Raw genomic sequence first — 21645 nt, forward strand, 5'->3', positions numbered from 1 at the left:
TTATGCAAGCATGGCATGGGGAATGCAGGCAAATGGTCCTTCACGATGCTATGCCTTGCAGGTCATATAGACCTTAATTGTGTCAGTTGCATTCTTTAACCAGGAAAATCTGGAAAGTTGAGTTTCAAGCAATGCAGTCTTCAGCTTTCGAGCCTCTTCATCGCTAAGAGCAAAAGATAATGTACTTGCCATTTCCGACACGTCATACGGATTGAAATAGAATGCACATTCACCACATACTTCGGGAATAGAGGAAATATTGCTGACTGCAGACAGCGTACCCATGCTTGCTGCCTCTAAAGGAGGAAAACCGAAACCTTCATAAGTGGAAGGAAATACGAAAAGTGCAGCATTTTGATAGAGCCATAGCAGCAGTTCGCGCGGTATAAAGTCCATGTAGATGACATCAGGCGTTTTCTGCATCAGTTGTATGGTGGCTTCGTAGTTCACATACTTCTTTCCTGCAATAATCAGTTTCAGATTTTTGTTTTCGGGGCGTTCCTTTAGTAGGCGGAAAGCCTCAATGAGGCGTTCGTAGTTTTTTCGGGGTTCGATATGACCCAGAGAAAAAAGGAAACGGGCTTCTTTTAAATATTGGTATTCTTTTGGTAACTCGAAGCCGGCAATCTGTTTGGGTGAGAATCCATCTCGGTCGATGGCTTCGTGAATTACCGTCACCTTTCCAGGAGACACACCACACAACGCAATCATCTCCTGCTTGGTGAATTCGGAGATGGATAGGATGTGATCGGCCCGTTGAATAGCATCCTTAACAGCCCGTTTCAGAAACAAGTATCTCAACGGGTTGTATGTCTTAGGATAACGGTAGAGCCGTAAGTCGTGGACTGTGAGAATCAGTTTGGCTCGCTTCATCTTTGGTGCATGGAAGAAGGGCGAATGAAAAATGTCGAACTGTTCCTTCTCCTCTTCCATTGTCCAGAACCGTTGTGAAAAAAGACTCCTTTTTATTACAGAAAGGAAACTACTCTTGAAAGGTACCGTTTTAATGCGAAAACTAGGTGGGAGCATCTTTTTAGCATAGTCCAGCTGGTCTTCCAATACATATAGTATATAGGTGTTGGTTTTATCGCATAGGGCGATATTATTTGTCAGGTTGACAATATATTCTTTGATGCCACCACCGCGTGGCGCGCAAAAGATGCAGTTGATTGCTATTTTCATGACATATAGTTTTTATGATTGTCCATCGTATACTTCCTGTAGATAGGAAATTGTTGACTGTGTTGAATAGCCTTGCTGTTGAATAGCCATGCTTTCGTCTTTTCTATTGTAGTTTGCAATTATACCGGATACTTTTTCGGCCCAACTGCCAGCAGTTTGTTTTAATGAAAAGAAAGTGATGTTCGATGTGAGGGCACTGTCACGGCTAACGGTGTCTGCAACCAAACATGGTAGTCCTGTACATTGGGCTTCAATGAGTACGAAGGGTAGTCCTTCGAAGAGCGAAGGCATGAGAAATAAATCAAAGGCCTGCAGTAAGCTGTCTACATCGGAACGCTCGTTCAGAAACTGTACTTTATCCGAAAGACCCAGTTGCAGGACTTTCGCCTTTATGTCGTCCATTAAAGGACCGACACCAATCAGCAGCAGCAGAGAGTTAGGATTTAATTGTGAGTAAGCATTAAATATGTCAACAAGGAACGTGTGGTTCTTCTCATCACAAAATCTTCCTACATGGCCTATAACGGTAGTGGCCGGACTGATGCCGAGCTGATTGCGATACGTTTGGCGTATTTCGTCATTGAATGCAAATCGGTTTGTATCGATACCGTTTTTAATGATAACTGCTGGGTGAGAGCTAAAGAACCATTTTGCCGCAAGGGTGGAGCAAGCAAAGTGGTGGGTGGAGATCCGTCGGGCAATACCTCTTTGCAGCAGATGAAGAAGTTTGTTGTGAAGACCTTTTGACGAGGAATTGTGAGAATGAATAATGCGAACGGGTACTCCATAGTGATAGGCAAACATGATGGGTGCTATGGCCGTAAGCCCGTTGCCACAGTAATGGATGGCAGCATAGTCTTTAGTGTGCAGCTTAAAGAAACTATTCAGTGAGCGATACCATCCTAATGGCGACTCCCTGCGGCTTGGCACTCGCCACACCTTGCAGCCGGCAGCCTCTACCTCGCGGCTATAGTCGGTCTCTGCTTGCGTGTAAATAAGGAAGTCTACTTGGAAACGACTATGGTCAATACCTCGGAAAACGCCCATCATGAAGGCTTCGGTTCCGGCACGGTTCAGGTGTTGTGCTATAAAGAGGATTCGTTTCATGCGCTAATCGGTAATTGCGACAAAAATACGAAGAATATATGAAATGGACAAAAGATTCAGGAAAAACATGAAGCATACCAAACAATTTTGTTAGTATTGCTGTTTTCTTATTCTATGCCGATATTTCATTACTTGCTTGACATACTTCCAAACAGAGCCGTAGCCGAGCGACTGGAGTACCTTGTACTGTACAAAATGGCGGCGGATAATTCTTCTTATATTTGTGATTCGATAGAAGAACCCAATTTTTCTTGCATCTTTGGCTCCTGCTCCCATGCAATTATCCCCATGTTGGCGGTAATGCATTAAAGGTTTATCAATACCATAAAGGATTCCTTGTCGTTTTAAGGTGCAAAGGGTAAGCCAATTGTCGTGTATGGCATAAGGAGAAACAGGATAAATGCAACAATACTTAGCAGCCTGATTGAAAAGCATTGTACAGCCCGTAACACCTGCGCATGGTGCACAGTCGTCAAAGGTTTTAATGTATGGTGGGTACATTGCAGAGAAACGCCATCGAGACGAATGGATAATGTTCAGTTCGGCATCTGAAACGTAGAGGTCTGTACAAACGATAATGGCTCTCTGTGGATGGGCATGTTCCAATCTGTTCATTTCTTGAAAAGATAACTCAATCTTTTCTGGAAGCCATACGTCATCTTGATCACAGAACATATAGTAAGACGATTCTATGCGCTCCATCAAGCTAAGAAAGTTTTGACAAGCCCCTCCCTGTGACGGATATTCTAAAAGTGAAATGATGTTAGGATATCTGTTAGCATATTCTTTAGCAATGGCTACAGTTTCGTCAGTTGAGCCGTCGTCATGAATATATAGATGCCAATGCTGAAAGGTTTGAGCCACTATAGATTCAATTTGCTCTCGAAGATAAACAGCTCCGTTGTATGTAGCCATTAATATGGCTATAGTTTCATTATTCATAGTTAAATAACCGTTTTTTTACTCCTTTTTAAATAACACTTGATGATATTTCCACATGTTAGCGATTAATCCTGGGAGATTGACAAGACACATGAGCCAGACTAAGCTGGAAACAGATTCGAAATAGTTACATACACCCCATGCAAGTGGAAGAAATATAACGGCTGCAAAACATGTAAATATAATTTGTATCTTCAAACAGTTCAGGCCGTTAAGAATGTAAGAATAGCGTTGGCTAAGAGTTAAAACAAAAATGTAGACAGCAACACTAAAGGACAAACTTTTGGGGATTGTAACACTATCTCCAATCCATATCTTATATATGAATGGTGATATTATAAACATTCCTATGAGTATGGTAAGTATTCCCAAAATAAGTATGTTCAATCTCTGATCCATTTTACATAACCATTTCTTGTCTCCACGGGTGTATGCATCTGTAGTAGCATTCCAAAAAGGCATACAGATTGTGCTAAAGGTAATGAATGCAATATTGAAATAGCGGTATGCTATCTGATATGGGGTTACTTCTGAAGGTGAAAACATCTTGCTTATGATGATGTTTGCTGAAGAAAAAAGTACAATTGCACTAATCTGAATTAAAAAGAACTGAATGCCAACAGAACAGAGACTTTTCGACATGTTGAGATTGATGTCGGAGAAAGAAGGACGATAGTGGCTATATCTTCCATAAAACGTGATAGGGATGCTTACGCTCCAAACAAACAAAGGGGCTGCCGTGTTGATGAGCACGACAAGTAACAGGGAATGACTTCCCGACAGATAGGCAATAAAAGTAAGAACCAGTGAGAGGGTTTGTCCACAGCATACAATCAGATTGTTGATGGCAGGTAATTGTACTCCCATATAGAAATTACCTACAGCCTTGCATACAAATGTCCCACAAGTGAGGGTGACGGCAACAATGAGTATCGTGTTGAGATTTTGTACAATGTCGGCATCAATGCCTAAAGCGTTGCTCATGTCAAATCCATAGATAACCGTGAAGGCGATTAGAAGAATGGGAAGTGTAACGATAGCCAGCATGAAGAAAGTCGATGCTATGACTTCCTTTATTTTCTCAGATTGATTCAATGCGATGTAACTTGCAATAGCGTTGCGTAATCCGTTACCTAAACCGATATCCATTAAATTTATCCATAAGAGGATGCTACTAATGGTGAGCCATACACCGTTATTATATGCTCCTAACATTCTTAGAGTTAAAGGAACCATTGCCAACATTACAAGAGCTGACCATCCTTTTAATATAAATGAAGCAATAATATTGTTTATAAGCAGATTCGTACGATTGTTAGATGGCTTTTCCATATAAGTGCATGTGTTTATTGCTATTTTACATTTCGCATGTTGTTGTCATTAAACTCAATAGTGGCTCCCTCTTGGTGGGCTATCTTTCTAAATTCAACAGCTTTCTTGTTTTCATCAAGTATGCAGGTGTATGGGTAGAAGAAATCGTAGAAATGTGTGTTCGTACTTGCATAATGTGCTTGATAAAGGAAAAAAAAAGTCAGTAGACCCTTTCCAAAAAAAGTAGCGATTCGTATTGCAAAATGTTCTTTATATCTAAGAAGTGAATAGGTAAACTCTGCAAAAGCGATAAGATAGAATATGATGACATAATTATAGAAACGATAAAAGCCGGCAAAAGAACTGGCTACTATGCCAAGAATGAGTACAAACGAGGCAAAATGAGAAAAAGCTCTCTTTATTTGTTCGTTAGTTTCATGAAGTATAACCGAATAGACTACGATGAATGGGAATATAAGGTAGGTGAGCAAGCTTCTTGCATAACCAAAGAAGGTGCTGGCTTGAATAGAATAGTACATGATTTTTGTACTGAAAGCATCAGACTCCCCCAAAAAAGCACCCACAATTCGGACCAGAAGAATATCACTTGTAACCCAAATGAAGAATGAAAGAACACATGCTGCTCCTAGTTTCCATAACGTTGGCTTTATTTTCGATAGCGGAAATAATAATGCTATGGCTGCAGATACATGGAAAAGGATGCCAATTGCTACGCATGCGTACAAATACCATTTTTTTCCATTTAACCATTTGTGCATGCCAATGGTAACTAGGGAAAGACTAAATCCTTCTCTCATGATTTCTGTATTGAGTATGAAATACTGTAGAGAGAAGAAGTATATAAGTAAAAAGAGAAAATACCTATGTGTATATTTACTGACTAAATAGCATACGGCAATGTTGATGCAAGTGCTTTCAATAAACTGAACTACGTAGAATGAGTCTATGGTCGTTTTGGCAAACATATTAACAAATGTCCATAAAGGCATCTGGCTTTTTATCACGAGATTGTACAGGACAGTGTAGCCAAAATCTGTCATAGAATGGCTATATTCCTCGAATTCTTCCATATATACAAATTTGTCTGCTCCTAATCCATAGCTGAATCCGGAAAGGCAAATAAGATAGATGCACATCAGCCATAAGCGGTGTTGCTTGTGGCTGTCATATTCTTCTATTCTGTCATAGCGAAAAGAATAATATGCTGTCAGGAGTATAAATATTACGTAGAATATAGACATCTGGCATCAGAACCATTCAACCAGTTCCTTGCGGAACATGCGGCCAATCTTAACAACAGTTACCAGAAACAGCATTGCTGCCACAAAAATCATACGTTTCGGACCGGCAGGTTTGATGGGTACGGTAGCATTTGTGAGCGTGGTGAAAGCAGGCGTATTCTCCTGAATCTTGGCCTGGGCTTCCTCCATGCGGGTGCTCATCGCCGTGTAGATGTTGTACTTCATCTGCATCTCATTTTCCAGATTGTCCGATTTGGTCTTTACGCTCTGAAGCGATACGCTCTGGTGGGCATCTGAAAAGGCGGCAAATTCTTTACGAGCCTGTTCGAAGGCCTGTCTTGCCTCTTCGGTCAGTCCTTTGTAGTATTCATAATCGATACGCGATTTTTTTGTGCGATAGTCGGTAATGAATATTTGCAGATGCTCCTTGATGCTATCGGCTAGAGTGGCACTAACATATGGATCCTGGTCGGTAACAGAAATCGTTACCACGTCTGTGGTGCGACTATAGGTACAATCGATATTTCCTTCAACGGCCTTCAGAATGTTGTTGGTTTCCTTTGACAGGTGGAAAGGATTGAAGCGCATTCCGTCAGATCCCTCAATCTGGGGCTCTTCCTTTTCAAAGAAACCTGCTATAAGGGACTTTATCCAATCGAAAGGAATGAACCAAATGTTTTTCTGCTGATAATCTTTCAGATAGGTGTAATAGTCGGTATCAACTTCTCCGTCGAGGGTCTTTACGCGGATGTCGAACAAGCCTACGATGAACTGGGTAGAGCTGAAAAGGTCGGGATAGAGTTGTGGATAGATGGCGTCTGAAGAGCCATTCCCGATATTTACGCCGAAGTTGGAGGCCAAAGCTGCCAGTCCTCCGGCATTTGCTGAGGCATCGCTGGCTTCAGGAACAATAGATACCTCGGTGGTGTAGTAACGTGGCTGAGGCAGAATCCAGATGCAGGATAGGACGAAAGTGATTACCCATACTTTCAGAAATGACTTCCGTTCTTTCAGAATCCTCTGGAAAATCTTCTGGATATCGATATTTACTTTTTCTTTGTTGTTCTCGTTCATGTGGGTTGAAAAACGTTACTTAGACATGATATTTGCTATAGTGGCCAGCATCGTGGCTATAGATGCTACACTTGTTCCGATAGCAGCCGTCTCGGCTACAGTCATCTTGCTGATAACTTTCTGAGGAACAACAATCTCGCATCCTGGACGTATCTTTGCGCCGCTGCTCACCTTTGCCACGTCGCCGTTCATGTAGATAACGTAGGCCTTGCGCTTTCTTGCTTTGGTGCTATAGCCACCGGCCTGTTCGATATAGTACTTGGCTTTCTTGCCCGACTCGAAACCTACTGTATTGGGGTAGAGTACTTCACCACTTATCTTGACGGTTCCAACATGCTGAGGAATCACCAGACGGTCGCCTTCGCGCAGCACGAGGTCGGCATCGCTACCTGGTTTCTCCAAGGCTTTGTCAAGTTCGATACCTACCTGATAGGTCTCGGGAATCTCATCTTTCTCGATATCGTTTTTCTGCATAGCCGACTGCATGTCGCCAGCCGAACGGCCACTCTTCAGAATCTGTTCGAGCATTACGGCTTCATCCTGCTTTTTCTGCGTCTTCAGGGATTCTATATAGCGCAAGCGTTCTGCCTCGTTCATCTTACGTTCCAAACGTGCACCTGCCACATAGGCTATATTGGTGACGCCGCCTGCTTTCATAACCAGATCGCTCAGGCGTTCGTTCTGTTTCGTCAAGGTGTAGGAGCCGGCAAACATGATTTCGCCTTCAACGCTTACGTTCTGCTGCTTCTTGTAGCCGGGGCTTTTGCGTACGAATACTTCATCGAACGGCTCCAAGTGGAATCCTGCTTCGCCATCAATAACAAAACCTTCTTTCAGAGTGAAACTGAACGACTTACTGATGATGGAGTCGGTTGTGGTGGCTGTGGGATTCACAATTCGGCGTGATACAAATACGTTGACCATAGCGGCGGTTTCCTTTAATCCGCCAGCCTGCAGAACGAAGTCTTCAAGTGTTTCGTTATCAGCATATTTATATACGCCCGGATATTGCACCTCGCCATGGATGGTGATGGTTTGCTCGGCCATCACTTCTTGCTTGGACGGAACGAAGAGCACGTCCTCGTTGCGAAGAATAATATCGGCAACCGTTCCCTTCATGATGCCGTCTATGTCAACGGATAGCACTTCAAGGGTGCGGTCGGCTTTCATGCGATGCATTACGGCATGTGGGGTAAAGGCTTCTTCGGTTACGCCCTCGGCCGTTTCAAGTAAGGTCTTTACGCTATTGATGCTGCCTCCCAGCTGATATTTGCCCGGGCGGAATACGGCACCTTTTATTTCCACCATATTGGAATAGCGGGGGAGGATGGAGTCAACGTCAATTGAGTCCTGGTCGGCCAGGTGGAAAGAAGACATGTCGAACTCGCCAACCGTATAGACGGAGTATTGGGTACCTTCCTTGCGGGTTACTCGTACCGACTTGCGATAGGCGTCGCCGGCAAAACCTCCGGCATAGTCTATCAGAGCCTTCATGCTTTCGGCATTTTTCATCTCGTAGATCATGGGGCGCTTCACCTTACCCGTGATATTGACCAGGCACTCGTAGGCACCAACGATTATCACGTCGTTGTCGGCCAGGCGTACGTTTCCAGCGAGCTTGCCGTTCAGGATATAGTCGTATATATCGACTGTAGAAATGAGGCGGTTGTTGCGATAGACCTTGATGTTGCGCAGGGTACCGATATCGTTCGGACCACCGGCCATATAGAGAGCATGGAAAACGGTAGCCAGCGAGGAAAGCGTGTAGGAACCGGGTGTCTTGACCTCACCCATCACGTTGATGGTGATAGAACGGGTTTGTCCTAAGGTGAGCTGAATGTCTGAACTGCCAAATCGAGAGCGGAGCAGTCCTTTTGCCCTACGGTTGGCTTCCTCTACCGTAAGTCCTCCTACCAGCAGAGGTCCGTAGTCTTCAATGGTAACATAGCCGTCGGGCGATACAATCTCTTCTATCGTTTTCTGGGATTCTCCGAAGATGTCGATATACACCTTGTCGCCTCCGCCAATCACATAATTGGTTGGGGTGGCAATATTCATCGCGGGTTCAAAAGTGAGGTTTTCGTTGTTGAAAAGGTCGTGACCGAAGATTTTGCTTTTCTGGGTCTTTTCCTTTTCTTCTTTCGCTTTCAGATAGTCCTGGATAATCTTTCGCTCATAAATGCCGAAGGAGTCGGGCATGAACTCGTCCAGATTGTTCCTGATGCCAAGTGTCTCTTCATCATTTTCCAGAAGAGTTTTCTCGCCCACCTTTTTGTTCTTTTCGTCTTTTATTTTGCCGATAGACTCGTTGTCGTCATTCCTTCTGTTGTTGGAATTGGCGCGCGTACGTCCGGGGGCTTCATCTTCGGTACCTAATGTTTTTCCTGCCACGGTTCCTAAGCCTTGGCCCTTCTTGAGGCGTTCGGTTTTCTTTTGTACACGTTTAATTTGTTCAGGCGTTACACCTTTCTGCACCAGTTTGACCGCAATTTCCTGTTGGGTAGAACCTGCCTTCTGTTCCTTTAGAACGAACTGAATGATCTGTTCATCCGTCATCGACGATTGGGCCATAGCATTCATGCAGAAAGTCATGAGCATTAGGATCGAAATGATATATTTTTTCATTGGTCTTTGTATTATCTATAAGTTCAGTCGATAATGATATAACTCTTAATGAGTCAAAATTGTTGCAAAGATAACTATTTTTTTGTAAACTTTTTGAGAATTATACGAAAAAACAACACAACTATTTAGATGTGATGCAAAAAGTGAGGATAATATTTTGATTATTCGCAAGCAAGTTGTAACTTTGCAGCCGAATTGTTACGTATCATTTTGGGGTTGACTGGATTTGACGGCGAGATGAAATGGTATGTAAGCACGCGGAGCTGGGCTATGGGAGGCTCCTTAATCTCTTCTGTAGGAAAATTAATTGGCAACAATGAGTATGCTCTCGCTGCTTAATCGAAGTATAGTAGATTACGAGCTTAATTCCACTACAAGGTAGAGGAACGAGACGTCGCTCTAAGGATCTTGTTCCGAATCCGAAGGTCAAGCGGCGCAGATTAAATCGGAAATAGTTGTAGTAGGCTCCGATGCTATGATGAAGTTTTAGGAGATAAGGCTGTGATTGGTGGCTTGGGTCTTGTCACAGCACGAAAATGAAGGCCAAGATAAGCGTGTAGAAAGCATATGGTTTCCTTGTGCGGACGAGGGTTCGACTCCCTCCAGCTCCACTACGTTACTCTGAAGGAACTCTCACCCTCGTGAGGGTTCTTTTCTTTTGAAAAGCGACTTTGTCGAGCGCGACTCCCTCCAGCTCCACGTTGGAAGAAAAAAAATAACTCTCACGAATGGGTGAGAGTTATTTTTTTATGTTTATTTCGTGAGATTGGCAATTGTGGCTGCCATCGTTCCGAGCGAGGCTGTTGTGGTGGCTATACTGAGGATTTCGCCGGTAGAAAGGCGATGACCTTTCTTCTTGGTGGGAACAACAATCTGACAGCCTGGCATCGGCTTGTTGTGACTGTTGGCCTTGGCCACCATTCCGTTCATATAGATGATGATGCTCTTGCTCTTTTTGGCAGTAGAAGTATATCCGCCTGCCAGTTTGATATAGTCCTTTGCGCTCAGCCCTTCTTTATAGCGTACAGAATTGGGGAAGAGAACTTCGCCGTTGATGGTGACTGTACTGGTGAGACGAGGAATGATGATGCGGTCGCCATCGCGAAGAATCGGGTCGTCGGTGGTGCCGGGATTCTTCAGGGCTTTGTCCAGTTCGAAGGCAATCGGATAGTTGGGCTGCAGCATCAGTTTCTTGATGTCGATAGAGTCTGTACTGGTGTTTCGCTGGGCTGTTCGCAGCACGTTTTCTGCTACCATTTTCTCTTCCTCGGTCATGCGGCGGAGTAGTTTTGCTCCTTGGAGATAAGCGAATTTGGTGGGTCCGCCAGCCATTTTGAGAACCTCGCTGAGGTGTTGTTTTTTACTGGTCAGCGTGTAGGTGCCTTCAAATTCCACCTCGCCATCTACATATACATTCTGCTGAATGTTGTAGCTGGGATTGCGGCGAACATATACCTGGTCGTATGGCTTCAAGGTGAAGTCGGCCGATCCTTCGATGGTGAAATCGGGATTGAAGGAGAATGTGTAGTTCTCCGTGATGCTATCGGGCGAAGCTGTTGCTTCGGGATCTACTACTCGGCGGGCTACGTCTATTTTCTTGTATGTGGCGGCCTCGGTGGGTCCTCCGGCTCTGATGATCAAGTCTTCGATGGTCTCGTCGTCGGCATATTTGTATTTGCCAGGATTGAGCACCTCTCCATGAATGGTTACCGTCCTGTTGTTGTTCCGCTTGTCGTTGCTTCCGATGATGAGTACATCCTCATTACAAAGAGGAACGTCGGCAACGGTTCCGTTCAGAATGCCGCTAATGTTCACGCTTACTATCTTTAGCGTGCGGTCGGCATTCAGGCGTTCCAGTATGGCGTGTTGGGCTATGGCTCCCTCAGTCAGTCCTGCCGCGGCTTCTACCAGCGTCTTGACCGTGGTGATGTTGTTGCCTATCTGGTACATGCCCGGGCGGAATACGGCACCTTTCACCTGTACCATATTCTGATAGCGGTTCAGAGTGGCTCCGATGCTGATTACATCTTCGTCCATCAGTTTGAACTGGCTCAGGTCGAACTCGCCGATACTGAATACTGACAGCTGAGGCTCTGTCTTGCGTTTTACGCTAATGGCCTTGGTATAGGCATCGCCGGTAAATCCGCCAGCATACTGGATGATGGTGGCGGCGGTTTCGCCTTTCTTCATCTCGTAGTACATGGGGCGCTTCACCTTGCCCTCGATGAGCACCAGGGCTTCGTAGGGACTTACGGTAATGATGTCGTTGTCTTCCAGCCGTACCTCGCCGCTTAGCTTTCCGTTGAGCAGGAAGTCATACACATCGACGGTTGAGATGAGGTGGCCTTTGCGGTATATCTTTACGTTTCTGAGGGTACCTATTTCGTTAGGTCCGCCAGCCATATAGAGTGCGTTATATACGGTTGCGAAGGCCGACATGGTGTAGGTGCCTGGCACGAGGACTTCGCCCATCACGCTAATGGTGATAGAGCGTGTCTGGCCTAAGGTTAGGTCTATTTGTGACGACTCGTAGTGGGCGCCAAGTTCGCGTCTTATCTTGTTTTTGGCCTTGTCAACGGTCAGTCCGCCCAGGGAGATTACTCCCCATTCGCTGATGGTGATGGTTCCGTCGGGCGAAATTGTCTCGTTGAATGATTTCTGGGAGGCTCCCCATATATCAATATTTACTACATCGCCGGGGCCAAGGGTATAGTTCTGGGGGGTAGCCAGGTTCATGGAACTCTCGAAGGTGAGATTCTTGTTGTTGAACACGTCGTGGCCGAAGATTTCCCGCCATCCTGACTTCCCGTTTTCTGTCTCGGGCATGAACAACTGTTGGGTGAACTCCTCGAGGGTTGCTCCTTGTGGCATCTTGTTTGAAGAGCCGGGGAAGTTGTCGGCAGCTGCATCCTCCCGTTTCTCTCCATTAGAATGTCTGGCTCTTTGAACTGTTTTGGCTGAAATCTCGCTACCGCCAGTCTGGGATGCCTGGTCCTTATATTTTGAATAGACGCGTTGCATCTGTTCGGTGGTGACGCCGCGTTCTGCAAGTTGGATGGCTATTTGTCGGGGTTGCATGCCTTGGCTGTATTTTTCAAGGGCAAACTCGTATATCTGCTGGTCGGTCATGGCCGACTGGGCCCAGGATGCCGAAGTAGTGATCAAAGCACAAAGGATGAAGGTTGTAAATCGTTTCATGCGATATGTTACTAAATTATGATGTTAGTACAGATTGTCTTGTTTTGTTGAATTTTGTCTGCAAATATACATCATTTTTTTCATATACTTTTTTTTTATTGGAAAAAGTAGGGTGTAAAAGGTCTTTTTATTCAAAAAAGTAAGGAAAAAGATGGCGATGGTATAAAAAAAAGCTCATTCTGAAGCTGTAGCCGCAGGATGAGCCTTCTCGTTATAAAGTGTTATTAGATTACTTCTATTCCTTGTTTCTTGCAGAGTTCAAGACTCATTTCCTTCAGCTTGAACTTCTGAATCTTGCCCGAACCGGTAAGGGGGAACTGGTCGATGAAGAACACGTACTTGGGAATCTTATAGCGGGCAATCTTTCCGCGGCAGAACTCCTGTACATCTTCGGGTTCCATCTTCGCGCCCTCTTCCAGGATGATGAAGGCGCCTACGGCCTCGCCGTATTTCTTTGAGGGAACGGCGGCCACCTGCACGTCGCGTATGCCGGGCATGTGATAGAGGAATTCTTCTATTTCGCGCGGGTAGATATTCTCGCCGCCACGGATTATCATGTCTTTGATGCGGCCGGTAATCTTGTAGAAGCCCTGCTCGTCCTTTACGCCCAAGTCGCCTGAGTGCAGGAATCCGTTCTTGTCGATCACTTCGGCTGTGGCCTGCGGATTCTTGTAGTAGCCTTTCATCACGTTGAATCCTCGGCAGCACATTTCGCCCTGAACGCCAACGGGGCATTCCTCGCCTGTTTCGGGGTCGAGCACTTTAACTTCTACGAAGGGGAAGTCGCGGCCCACGGTGGTGCAGCGCTGCTCGAAGGTGTCGTTCAGACAGGTCTGGGTCATGCCGGGCGACGATTCTGTAAGGCCATACACGCTGGTGATGGTCATATACATTTTCTCGGACACCTGCTTCATAAGCTCTATCGGACAGAGCGAGCCTGCCATGATGCCGGTGCGCAGACAGGTGAGGTCGAACATCGAGAACATGGGGTGGTTGAGCTCGGCGATAAACATGGTGGGAACGCCATAGACGGCCGTGCATCGCTCTTTGTGGATGGAAGCCAGCACCACCAGGGGGTCGAACTTCTCCACCATTACCTCGGTACATCCGTGGGTGAGGCAGTTCATCGTGGCCAGCACCACTCCGAAGCAATGGAACAGGGGTACGCACACGCATAGCTTGTCGTCCTGGGTGAAGCCCATGTTCTCGCCGGTGAAGTATCCGTCGTTGGAAATGCCGTAGTGGGTGAGCATCACGCCCTTGGGGAAGCCCGTTGTGCCTGAGGTGTACTGCATGTTGCAGACGTCGTGGCAGCTGACGTTCTTTTTCATCTCGTCGAGTGTCTCGTCTTCAATATTCTGTCCCAGCAGCAGCAGTTCGGCGGTGTTGTACATGCCGCGGTATTTTTCCATTCCGATGAACACCACATTTTTCAGATAGGGGAACCGCTCGCTGTTCAGATGGCCTCTCTCGCAGGTTTTCAGTTCGGGGAGCATGGTGTAGGTCATGTCCACGTAGTTGCAGTCCCAGGTGCCGTCGGTGATGCAGAGCACCTCCATATCGGAGTCTTTGCAGAGGTATTCCAGTTCGTTCTGCTTGTAGTTGGTGTTCACCGTAACGAGTACGGCGCCAATTTTTGCGGTGGCGTAGAGGAAGGTGAGCCAGTCGGGCACGTTGGTGGCCCAGATGCCTACGTTCGAGCCTTTTTTCACGCCTATGGATATGAGGCCCTTGGCCAGATTGTCCACTCGCTTGTTGAACTGGCTCCACGTGAAGCGCAGGTCTCGGTCGGAATATACGATATATTCTTTGTCGGGAGTGGCCTCGGCCCAGTATTCAAGCCATTGGCCAAGTGTCTTCTCGTGCAGTTGGTAGCCCTTTGAGCCGGTCTCGGCCGGGTAGGTTCTATCGGGCAGCGGACGGCCCGCCATATCTAATCTTACGTTGCTCATTCCAATTGTCAATTGTCAATTATCAATTATCAATTATCAATTTTTTAAAATGGGATATAGACTATGGCCAGGATTTTGGCACTCTTGCCGGGTGCGCCGTGCAGGTGGTGCTTCACGATGGAGTCGTAATAGATGGTGTCGCCTTGGTTCAGGTGGAAGGTGTCCTTGCCGTAAACCAGTTCTATTTCTCCTTCCATTACGAAGATGAATTCCTCTCCTTCGTGTGCTGATAGCTGGAATTCGGGATTTTCCTCTGGGTTGATGTCTATCACGAATGGCTCCATGTGGCGTCCGGCCTTCTGTTTTGCCAGGGGGTGGTATTCCATATGCTTGCGGGCGTCGGTGGCTCCATTCGAGAAGCTGATGCTTTTGTTGGCTTCCCGTTCGGCGGCGCGTGTTACCACGGGTCCCAGGTCGTCGCTATCGTCCATGAACGTGCCTAGTCTTACGCCCAGGGCGCGTGCTATTTTGATGAGCGGGCCTAACGAGGGCAGGTTCTGATCGTTCTCGATGGAGTTGATTTGCTCTACGGCCAGTCCGCTACGTTCAGAAATTTCTTCTACGGTAATGTTTTTTGACTCACGGATACTTTTGATCTTGTGACCAATTATTGTGTGATTATTTTCCATTTGAAGTGTGAAAAATGTTATTCTGTTTGTAATTTGGGCGCAAAATTAATAATTAGAGACGAAAAAACGGCAAAAAGTAGCAATATTAACACAAATTGTTTCGAAAAACTTACGGAATGCTATTTTTTTCGACCACGAATTGAACGAATTGAACGAATTTTAATTTATAGCGAATGGTCGTGAACGACCACGTAACCGGCTTGCCGCTTTCACCAAGGCGACAGCCGACTGAAAGAATGGCCATGCGGATTAATTGTTATTAGCATTCGCAGCATCTTTAGATGCCATTCGAAATAAATTTCCCTTGGAATAAAAATTCGTTCAATCCGTTCAATCCGTTGTTTTTTAAAAAATTCGTATAATTCGTAAAATTCGTGGTCTTTTTTTAAAAAAACTCGTGGTCTTATTTGAAGAAGTCCACTATTACTATTCCAGGTCCACTACGGTGATGCCGGCGCCGCCGAACTGTACGTGCTCGTCGCGGTAGTGAGAGACGTTGGGGATGGTGCCCAGATATTGGCGTATGAGTTGGCGCAGGATGCCTGTGCCTGTGCCGTGGAGAATGCGCACTCGGCTCATGCCCACGAGTATGGCGTCGTCCAGGAAGTAGGTGACGGCGTTGATGGCCTCGTCGCCTCGCATGCCTCTCACGTCGAGGTCTTGATGGAAGTTCAGCTTGCGTGAGTCGATGGCCGAGCGGGTGCTGTTGGATACGGTGGCATAGCTGCCGGCGATGCTGGCGTTGCGTTCTTCGGCTTTCGAGCTGTCGTTCTTGGGCTTGGTGGCAGGTTCGAGTCGCTCCAGGCGCATCTTGGTTTTCATGCCGCCGAAGATGATGGTGGCCATTTTTCCGTCTATGCTTTCTATCTCGCCTACCGAGGTGAGGCCCTTGATGCGGACGGAAGAGCCGGGGGTGAGTGGTGAGTGGAGAGTGGAGAGTGTAGAGTTTGCTACCGCTGCAGTAGGTGAGAGTTGAGAGTGGAGAGTTGAGAGTTGTTCCTCCAATTTCTGTTTTTCGGCCTTGCGCTTTTCTTTTCGCTCTTTTCGCTCTTGTATTTGTCGCATTTTGCGCTCTATCATCTCGTCGTTGGCCTTGGTGTCTATCTCGCTCACCTCCTGCTTGAAGGCCTCCAGTTCCTCGCGTATGCGTTTGGCTGCTTCTTTTTCGGCCTGTTGTTCGCGAATTTCGCGTATGGCATTTTCTATCTTTCGGTTGCTCTCGCGCAGCAGTTCTTCGGCCTGTTCCTTGGCGTGTCGCAGGATGGCCTTGCGCTCTTGTTCTATTTCTTCTATGCTCGACTCGTATTTCTGAATGCGTCCCTCCAGGTTCTTCTCGTGCTGGTGAATGGTTTGGCGCTTGCCCTCCCAGTATCGCTTGTCGCGCACGATGTCCTGCAGGTATTTGTCGCTCTGAATATAGTCGCGTCCCACTATATCGCTTGCATCCTGGATCACCTCTTCGGGAATGCCTGTTTTTCGGGCTATCTCGATGGCGAACGACGAGCCGGGCTGTCCTATTGACAGTTGGAAGAGGGCCTGCATCTGGTGTCGGTCGTAGAGCATAGCTCCGTTGACCACTCCCTCGTGGTCTTCGGCAAAGTGCTTCAGGTTGTGATAGTGGGTGGTGATGACGCCGTAGGCTTTTTTCTGCCAGAACTGCTTCAGTACCGCCTCGGCTATGGCTCCGCCGATGGTGGGTTCTGTGCCGCCTCCGAATTCGTCTATCAGCAGGAGGGTGTGGTCGTTGGCGTTGCGCATCATCATCTTCATGTTCATCAGGTGCGAGGAGTAGGTGGAGAGGTCGTCTTCTATGCTCTGCTCGTCGCCGATGTCTATCATGATGTTGCTGAACATGCCGCAGGTGGAGCGTTCGCTCATGGGCACGGACAGGCCGCATTGCAGCATGTACTGCAGCAGTCCTACGGTTTTGAGGCAAACGGATTTTCCGCCTGCGTTGGGTCCGGAGATAATTAAAATGTGAGAGCTCTCGCCTTGCGAGCGACCAAAGGTCGAGCGGAGAGGTGAGAGTTCTGGACTCTCTGCTCTGCCAAGCATGATGTCGAGTGGCACTACTTTCTTGTCTTGTTTTTCCAGCGAGAGTGCCAGCAGGGGGTGTACGGCCTGTATCCAGTCCATATGGGGGCGGCTCTCTACCTTCGGCTCGTAGGCTTTGAAGGTCTTGGCCAGTTCGGCCTTGGCGTGGATGAGGTCTATGCGTGCCATGAACTGGTAGCTCTCGAGTATGTCTTTGACGTGTGGGCGCAGTTCGTCGCTGAACACGGTGAGTATGCGTATCACCTCGCGTCGCTCTTCGGCCTCCAGTTCGCGAATGCGGTTGTTGGCCTCCACCACTTCGGCGGGCTCTATGAATACGGTTTTGCCGGTGGCGCTCTCGTCGTGCACTATACCGTTGATGCGTCGTTTCACGCTTGGTGCCACGGGCAGCATCAGTCGGCCGTCGCGCATGGTGGGTGCTGCATCCTTGTCCACCAGTCCTTCGCGTTGGGCTGTGTGCAGAATGGTGTATAGTGTGCGTGAGATGTTGCCTTCTGTTTTCTGCAGTTCGTGGCGAATGCCTGCCAGGGTCATGGTGGCTCCGTCCTTGATGCGTCCGAACTTGTCTATGATGCTGTCTATCCGTCGTATGATGGCCGGAAAGGTTATGATGCCTTCTGCCAGGCGGGCGAGGGCGGGGTAAGGGACCTCCTCCGACTGATCTGAGGGGGAGGGTCCCAAATATTCCACCATCTGGTGGATGGTTTCGAGCGAGCGTCTGAGGTCGAAGAGTTCGTTTTCTTCGAGGTGTGTGCCGGCCATGCGGATGCGTGTCACGGGCTGTCGCATGTCGAAGAAGTACTGCATGGGGAAGTCGTCGGCCGCTTCTGTGAGTTGTCTGAACTCTCTCACCTGGCAGAGCCACTCGTTCACCTGGGCTGCGTTGTCAGAGAATGCCATTTCGTCCACTTTCTCTTTTCCGAGCGTGCTGAGGCATCGTTCCTTGAGCAGGGAGCGTATTTCGTTGAAACCTATTTTCTGTTCGTAATTGTTGGGATAAATCATGTTGCAAAAGTACGAATTTTTTGTGATATATCATTATAAGGTATATAATAATGCGGTCTTGTTTCGTCAAAAAAGGTTAAATCTGTACTGTTGGACGAAAAATATTTGCCTCAAAGTTTTTGCTCTCGGAATTTTTCCTTAACTTTGCACCCGCTTTCGAGGCAATCGAGCACAAGGAGAGATGGTAGAGTGGTCGATTACAGCGGTCTTGAAAACCGCCGTGCTGAGAGGCACCGGGGGTTCGAATCCCTCTCTCTCCGCAAAGAACGTCAAGCTTTCGCTTGGCGTTTTTTTGCGTTCAAGAGGGGGATGTCTCACCCCACGGTCGGGGGTTCTTGCTTCACTCCGTTTCGCAAGCGTCCCTTCGGGCCGAGCGCGAATCCCTCTCGAAAATATAAGCCGGGCTCACGTGAAGTGGGCTGGGAAAATGATTTTTCGAAAATCAAGACAAATATAATTCTCAATCTAGAACGGGAAACCCTTGTTTTTGCCCCTTCTTTTGTGCTTTTACCCCATTATTTTAGAGTTGAAAATTGCTAAATTTGCCACTTTTTTCCTACTTTTTCATAGAAAAACGCATATTTTGACGCTATTTTTCTTGATAGGACGGAATTGTCTTAACTGCTATGGTGAAGTAGCACTTTTTCACTGTAACTGAACATCTGCTATATTGCAATAGAAAGGCAGTAGCAATCCAATAGAATGTCGGTAGCAATCCAATAGAATGGTAGTAGCAATCTAATAGATTGGTAGTTGCAATGTAATATAATGGCAGAATTGTTCTATTTGTCAATCATTATTTCAATCGCTTCAGCGCGTATTATTATGATACAAAAAGTTGCGTAGTAGTACCCGGTTTTGGTTAAAAAGGTACAGAATTTTATTAGTGTTCAAAGAATCTCCGTTCATTCCCCATCCAAACAGTTCTCCAGAAACTCAGCCGCATCGGCCACGCAGTCGGGACACTCGCGCAGCACCACCTTCGTGCCCACACCCTTGAGCAACTTGCATTGGGTGGCCCCGTTGCGTTGCTGAAACTGAGTCATAATCTGACGCATCTGCTTCATAGACTTGGCCTTGTCCTTATTGGCCAGTCCCAGCACCAGACCGGCACCCACCAGCGCTCCGCAAGTGCCCTCCATATTGCCCATTCCGGCGCCAAAGGCCCCGGCTATGCTCATGGCCTCCTCGGGGCTGATGCCAGCCACGTCGGCATAAGTGTGCAGAATGGCCTGCGCGCAGTTGTGACTGTTGCAGCGCTTCTTCTCGGCTGCTATTTGTGCTCTTGATTCCATCATAAAGTTCTTTATTCTATTTCCAAGTTTCGCATGTTACGAAGATATAGGAAGATAGAGGTAGATAGCCGCTTTTCAGCGGCAGAAATCACATCCTCGCCATGTGATACCCCATCCGGTTCAACTGGATGGCAGCCCCGAAAAGGTACAACTGGTGCAGACAGGCCACATAGGCGTTGAAGGCCTCCTTGGTGCCCGGCTCGATGCCCTGGCGGCGAAGGGCATTATAAACACGCTGGGCACATTCGCCTACCAGACGCTCAGCGGCGGCATACTCCTCGCCCTCAAGCCTCAGCACCTCCTGGCGCACGTACTCGTCAAGGCAGTCGAAGCCACGCTTCTGGCGCATATAGGCATAAAGGTCGTCAAGCTTGGAGTAGATTTCCCACTCCGTGTCCCACATCTTGGCCACGGCCATGCCGATATACATCATCCAGCCCAGAGACACCGAGGGGTAGTCGACAAACTCGCGAATGCCGTCGGGAATATACGCCCGGGCCGTCTGTTCCCACTTCTCTTCCACGTCGGGGCACTCAGGCAGCCGCTCGTCAACCTTGCCCAACGACAGGAGGTACTGATGCAGGTCAGAGTGCAGTTCTTGTTCAAAATTCTCAACCATAATGTTCTCCCTCCATTTCACAATTCTTATTAAATATGTGGGCAAAGGTACTCAAAAGTGATTGATAATTCGTAATTTTGCACCATTAATTAGAATAGTTTATCACAAAAAAACAATAGCAGCAGATTGAACCCTATGTCGAAACCTATCTATATAATCGAGGAAAAAAAGCTCCGCCGCAACCTGAGTGTCATACAAGACGTGGCTCGCAGGGCCGACGTGGAAATCATCCTCGCCTTCAAGGCCTTCGCCCTGTGGAAGACATTCCCCATCATCCGACAGTATATAGGCAGCACCACCGCCAGCTCGCTTTCCGAAGCCCGACTGGCCTACGAGGAGTTTGGCGCCAAGGCACACACCTTCTCGCCTGCCTATACCGACGACGAGATAGACCAGATAGTCGGCTGCTCCAGTCACCTCACCTTCAACTCCCTCTCCCAGTACCAACGCTATCACGATAGGGTGAGGGGGAAGGCCTCGATAGGACTGCGCGTCAATCCCGAATATTCGGAAGTGGAAACCCTGCTCTACAACCCCTGCGCGCCAGGCACCCGCTTTGGCGTGTCGGCCGACAAGCTGCCCCGGCAGTTGCCCCCCGATATAGAAGGCTTCCACTGCCACTGCCATTGCGAGAGCGGCGCCGACGTGCTTCAGCGAACCCTCAGGCATATAGAGGAAAAGTTCGGCCCCTGGTTCAAGCAGCTGAAATGGCTCAACCTGGGCGGCGGTCATCTTATGACCCGAAAGGACTACGACGTGGAACTGCTCGTCAGCATTCTCAACGGACTTCACGAACGCTATCCATGGCTCAAAATCATACTCGAGCCCGGCAGCGCCTTCGCCTGGCAGACAGGCCCGCTGGTGAGTCATGTGGTGGACGTAGTAGAAGACAAGGGCATCCGCACGGCCATCCTCGACGTCAGCTTCACCTGCCACATGCCCGACTGCCTCGAAATGCCATATCACCCCGAGGTGAGAGGCGCAAAGCTCGTAGAACAGAACGATAACCCTCAGCAGACAGATAATCCTCAACAGAACGAGGCCCCTCAGCAGACAGAGACCACATCGGGCGCCTACCGATTGGGAGGAAACAGCTGTCTGAGCGGCGACTTCATGGGATCGTGGATTTTCGACCACGAACTGCTGGTGGGCGAGGAAGTCATCTTCGAAGACATGATCCACTATACCACCGTCAAAACCAACATGTTCAACGGCATCACCCATCCCTCCATCGGAATGCTCCATCAGGACGGCACCCTCGAAGTGCTGCGCGAGTACGGATATGAAGACTATTGCAGTAGGATGGACTAAAAAAAAAGACTATCGCAGAGTCGGATGGACTAAAAAAACACCACCACAGCTTCAGCATTATAGACCACAAAAAAGAAA

Annotated in this window: 14 protein-coding genes, 1 tRNA gene and 1 other RNA gene; 3 read left to right on the forward strand and 13 right to left on the reverse strand. The window is 47.6% G+C overall.

Annotated features, from left to right (window positions below):
- Positions 1 to 48 precede the first annotated feature (48 nt).
- The 7 genes from L6475_RS04665 to L6475_RS04695 form a co-directional block, all read right to left on the reverse strand.
- Entirely contained in the window at positions 49 to 1182 is a 1134-nt protein-coding gene (locus L6475_RS04665; RefSeq protein WP_237822975.1) for a glycosyltransferase family 1 protein, read from the reverse strand.
- Positions 1183 to 1194: 12 nt separating this feature from the next.
- The gene (locus tag L6475_RS04670; RefSeq protein ID WP_237822977.1) at positions 1195 to 2289 is read right to left on the reverse strand and encodes a glycosyltransferase family 1 protein; all 1095 of its coding nucleotides are present in this window, start codon (positions 2287 to 2289) and stop codon (positions 1195 to 1197) included.
- A 90-nt stretch (positions 2290 to 2379) separates the two neighbouring features.
- On the reverse strand, positions 2380 to 3231 hold the full coding sequence (locus L6475_RS04675; protein WP_255777631.1) for a glycosyltransferase family 2 protein: 852 nt from the start codon (positions 3229 to 3231) through the stop codon (positions 2380 to 2382).
- Positions 3232 to 3249: 18 nt separating this feature from the next.
- Positions 3250 to 4563 carry a lipopolysaccharide biosynthesis protein gene (locus L6475_RS04680; protein WP_237822978.1) on the reverse strand — a complete coding sequence of 438 codons (1314 nt, stop codon included), beginning with the start codon at positions 4561 to 4563 and terminating at the stop codon, positions 3250 to 3252.
- A gap of 20 nt (positions 4564 to 4583) precedes the next feature.
- On the reverse strand, positions 4584 to 5804 hold the full coding sequence (locus L6475_RS04685) for an EpsG family protein (protein WP_370641657.1): 1221 nt from the start codon (positions 5802 to 5804) through the stop codon (positions 4584 to 4586).
- A gap of 6 nt (positions 5805 to 5810) precedes the next feature.
- Positions 5811 to 6878, reverse strand: coding sequence for a chain-length determining protein (locus L6475_RS04690; protein ID WP_237822983.1), 1068 nt, complete (start codon positions 6876 to 6878; stop codon positions 5811 to 5813).
- Positions 6879 to 6893: 15 nt separating this feature from the next.
- Positions 6894 to 9503, reverse strand: a complete 2610-nt coding sequence (locus L6475_RS04695) for an SLBB domain-containing protein (RefSeq protein ID WP_237822985.1) — start codon at positions 9501 to 9503, stop codon at positions 6894 to 6896.
- Between the two features lie 212 nt (positions 9504 to 9715).
- Between L6475_RS04695 and ssrA the strand changes: the two genes are divergently transcribed.
- Positions 9716 to 10117: a transfer-messenger RNA gene (gene ssrA, locus L6475_RS04700) on the forward strand.
- Between the two features lie 139 nt (positions 10118 to 10256).
- Here the strand turns inward: ssrA and L6475_RS04705 are convergent.
- The 4 genes from L6475_RS04705 to L6475_RS04720 all read right to left on the reverse strand — a co-directional run bounded on the left by L6475_RS04705 (position 10257) and on the right by L6475_RS04720 (position 18342).
- Complete coding sequence (locus tag L6475_RS04705; RefSeq protein ID WP_237822987.1) at positions 10257 to 12701, reverse strand: SLBB domain-containing protein; 2445 nt, start codon at positions 12699 to 12701, stop codon at positions 10257 to 10259.
- Positions 12702 to 12925: 224 nt separating this feature from the next.
- Positions 12926 to 14632 (reverse strand): AMP-binding protein, encoded by a 1707-nt coding sequence (locus L6475_RS04710; RefSeq protein ID WP_237824013.1) that lies wholly within the window; start codon positions 14630 to 14632, stop codon positions 12926 to 12928.
- Between the two features lie 65 nt (positions 14633 to 14697).
- Entirely contained in the window at positions 14698 to 15282 is a 585-nt protein-coding gene (locus L6475_RS04715; protein WP_237822989.1) for a helix-turn-helix domain-containing protein, read from the reverse strand.
- 426 nt (positions 15283 to 15708) lie between these two features.
- Positions 15709 to 18342, reverse strand: coding sequence for an endonuclease MutS2 (locus L6475_RS04720; RefSeq protein WP_237822991.1), 2634 nt, complete (start codon positions 18340 to 18342; stop codon positions 15709 to 15711).
- A 175-nt stretch (positions 18343 to 18517) separates the two neighbouring features.
- Between L6475_RS04720 and L6475_RS04725 the strand changes: the two genes are divergently transcribed.
- Positions 18518 to 18602: transfer RNA gene (locus L6475_RS04725), tRNA-Ser, on the forward strand.
- 645 nt (positions 18603 to 19247) lie between these two features.
- Here L6475_RS04725 and L6475_RS04730 read toward each other — a convergent pair.
- Complete coding sequence (locus tag L6475_RS04730) at positions 19248 to 19640, reverse strand: C-GCAxxG-C-C family protein (RefSeq protein WP_237822993.1); 393 nt, start codon at positions 19638 to 19640, stop codon at positions 19248 to 19250.
- Positions 19641 to 19725: 85 nt separating this feature from the next.
- Positions 19726 to 20301 carry a hypothetical protein gene (locus L6475_RS04735; protein ID WP_370641658.1) on the reverse strand — a complete coding sequence of 192 codons (576 nt, stop codon included), beginning with the start codon at positions 20299 to 20301 and terminating at the stop codon, positions 19726 to 19728.
- 90 nt (positions 20302 to 20391) lie between these two features.
- Between L6475_RS04735 and nspC the strand changes: the two genes are divergently transcribed.
- A complete protein-coding gene (gene nspC / locus L6475_RS04740; protein WP_237822994.1) occupies positions 20392 to 21567 on the forward strand; it encodes a carboxynorspermidine decarboxylase in 1176 nt (391 codons plus the stop codon).
- The last annotated feature ends 78 nt before the right edge of the window (positions 21568 to 21645 follow it).

Origin of the sequence: Prevotella sp. E9-3, from assembly GCF_022024015.1 — a bacterium.
Taxonomy (GTDB): Bacteria; Bacteroidota; Bacteroidia; order Bacteroidales; family Bacteroidaceae; genus Prevotella.

Bases quoted from the DNA above. Each gene is read 5' to 3' on its own strand.
- L6475_RS04720 (WP_237822991.1), bottom strand. From the start codon at position 18,342: ATGATTTATCCCAACAATTACGAACAGAAAATAGGTTTCAACGAAATA.
- L6475_RS04715 (WP_237822989.1), bottom strand. From the start codon at position 15,282: ATGGAAAATAATCACACAATAATTGGTCACAAGATCAAAAGTATCCGT.
- L6475_RS04680 (WP_237822978.1), bottom strand. From the start codon at position 4,563: ATGGAAAAGCCATCTAACAATCGTACGAATCTGCTTATAAACAATATT.
- L6475_RS04670 (WP_237822977.1), bottom strand. From the start codon at position 2,289: ATGAAACGAATCCTCTTTATAGCACAACACCTGAACCGTGCCGGAACC.
- L6475_RS04705 (WP_237822987.1), bottom strand. From the start codon at position 12,701: ATGAAACGATTTACAACCTTCATCCTTTGTGCTTTGATCACTACTTCG.
- L6475_RS04730 (WP_237822993.1), bottom strand. From the start codon at position 19,640: ATGATGGAATCAAGAGCACAAATAGCAGCCGAGAAGAAGCGCTGCAAC.
- L6475_RS04690 (WP_237822983.1), bottom strand. From the start codon at position 6,878: ATGAACGAGAACAACAAAGAAAAAGTAAATATCGATATCCAGAAGATT.
- L6475_RS04710 (WP_237824013.1), bottom strand. From the start codon at position 14,632: ATGGCGGGCCGTCCGCTGCCCGATAGAACCTACCCGGCCGAGACCGGC.
- L6475_RS04695 (WP_237822985.1), bottom strand. From the start codon at position 9,503: ATGAAAAAATATATCATTTCGATCCTAATGCTCATGACTTTCTGCATG.
- nspC (WP_237822994.1), top strand. From the start codon at position 20,392: ATGTCGAAACCTATCTATATAATCGAGGAAAAAAAGCTCCGCCGCAAC.
- L6475_RS04675 (WP_255777631.1), bottom strand. From the start codon at position 3,231: ATGAATAATGAAACTATAGCCATATTAATGGCTACATACAACGGAGCT.
- L6475_RS04685 (WP_370641657.1), bottom strand. From the start codon at position 5,804: ATGTCTATATTCTACGTAATATTTATACTCCTGACAGCATATTATTCT.
- L6475_RS04665 (WP_237822975.1), bottom strand. From the start codon at position 1,182: ATGAAAATAGCAATCAACTGCATCTTTTGCGCGCCACGCGGTGGTGGC.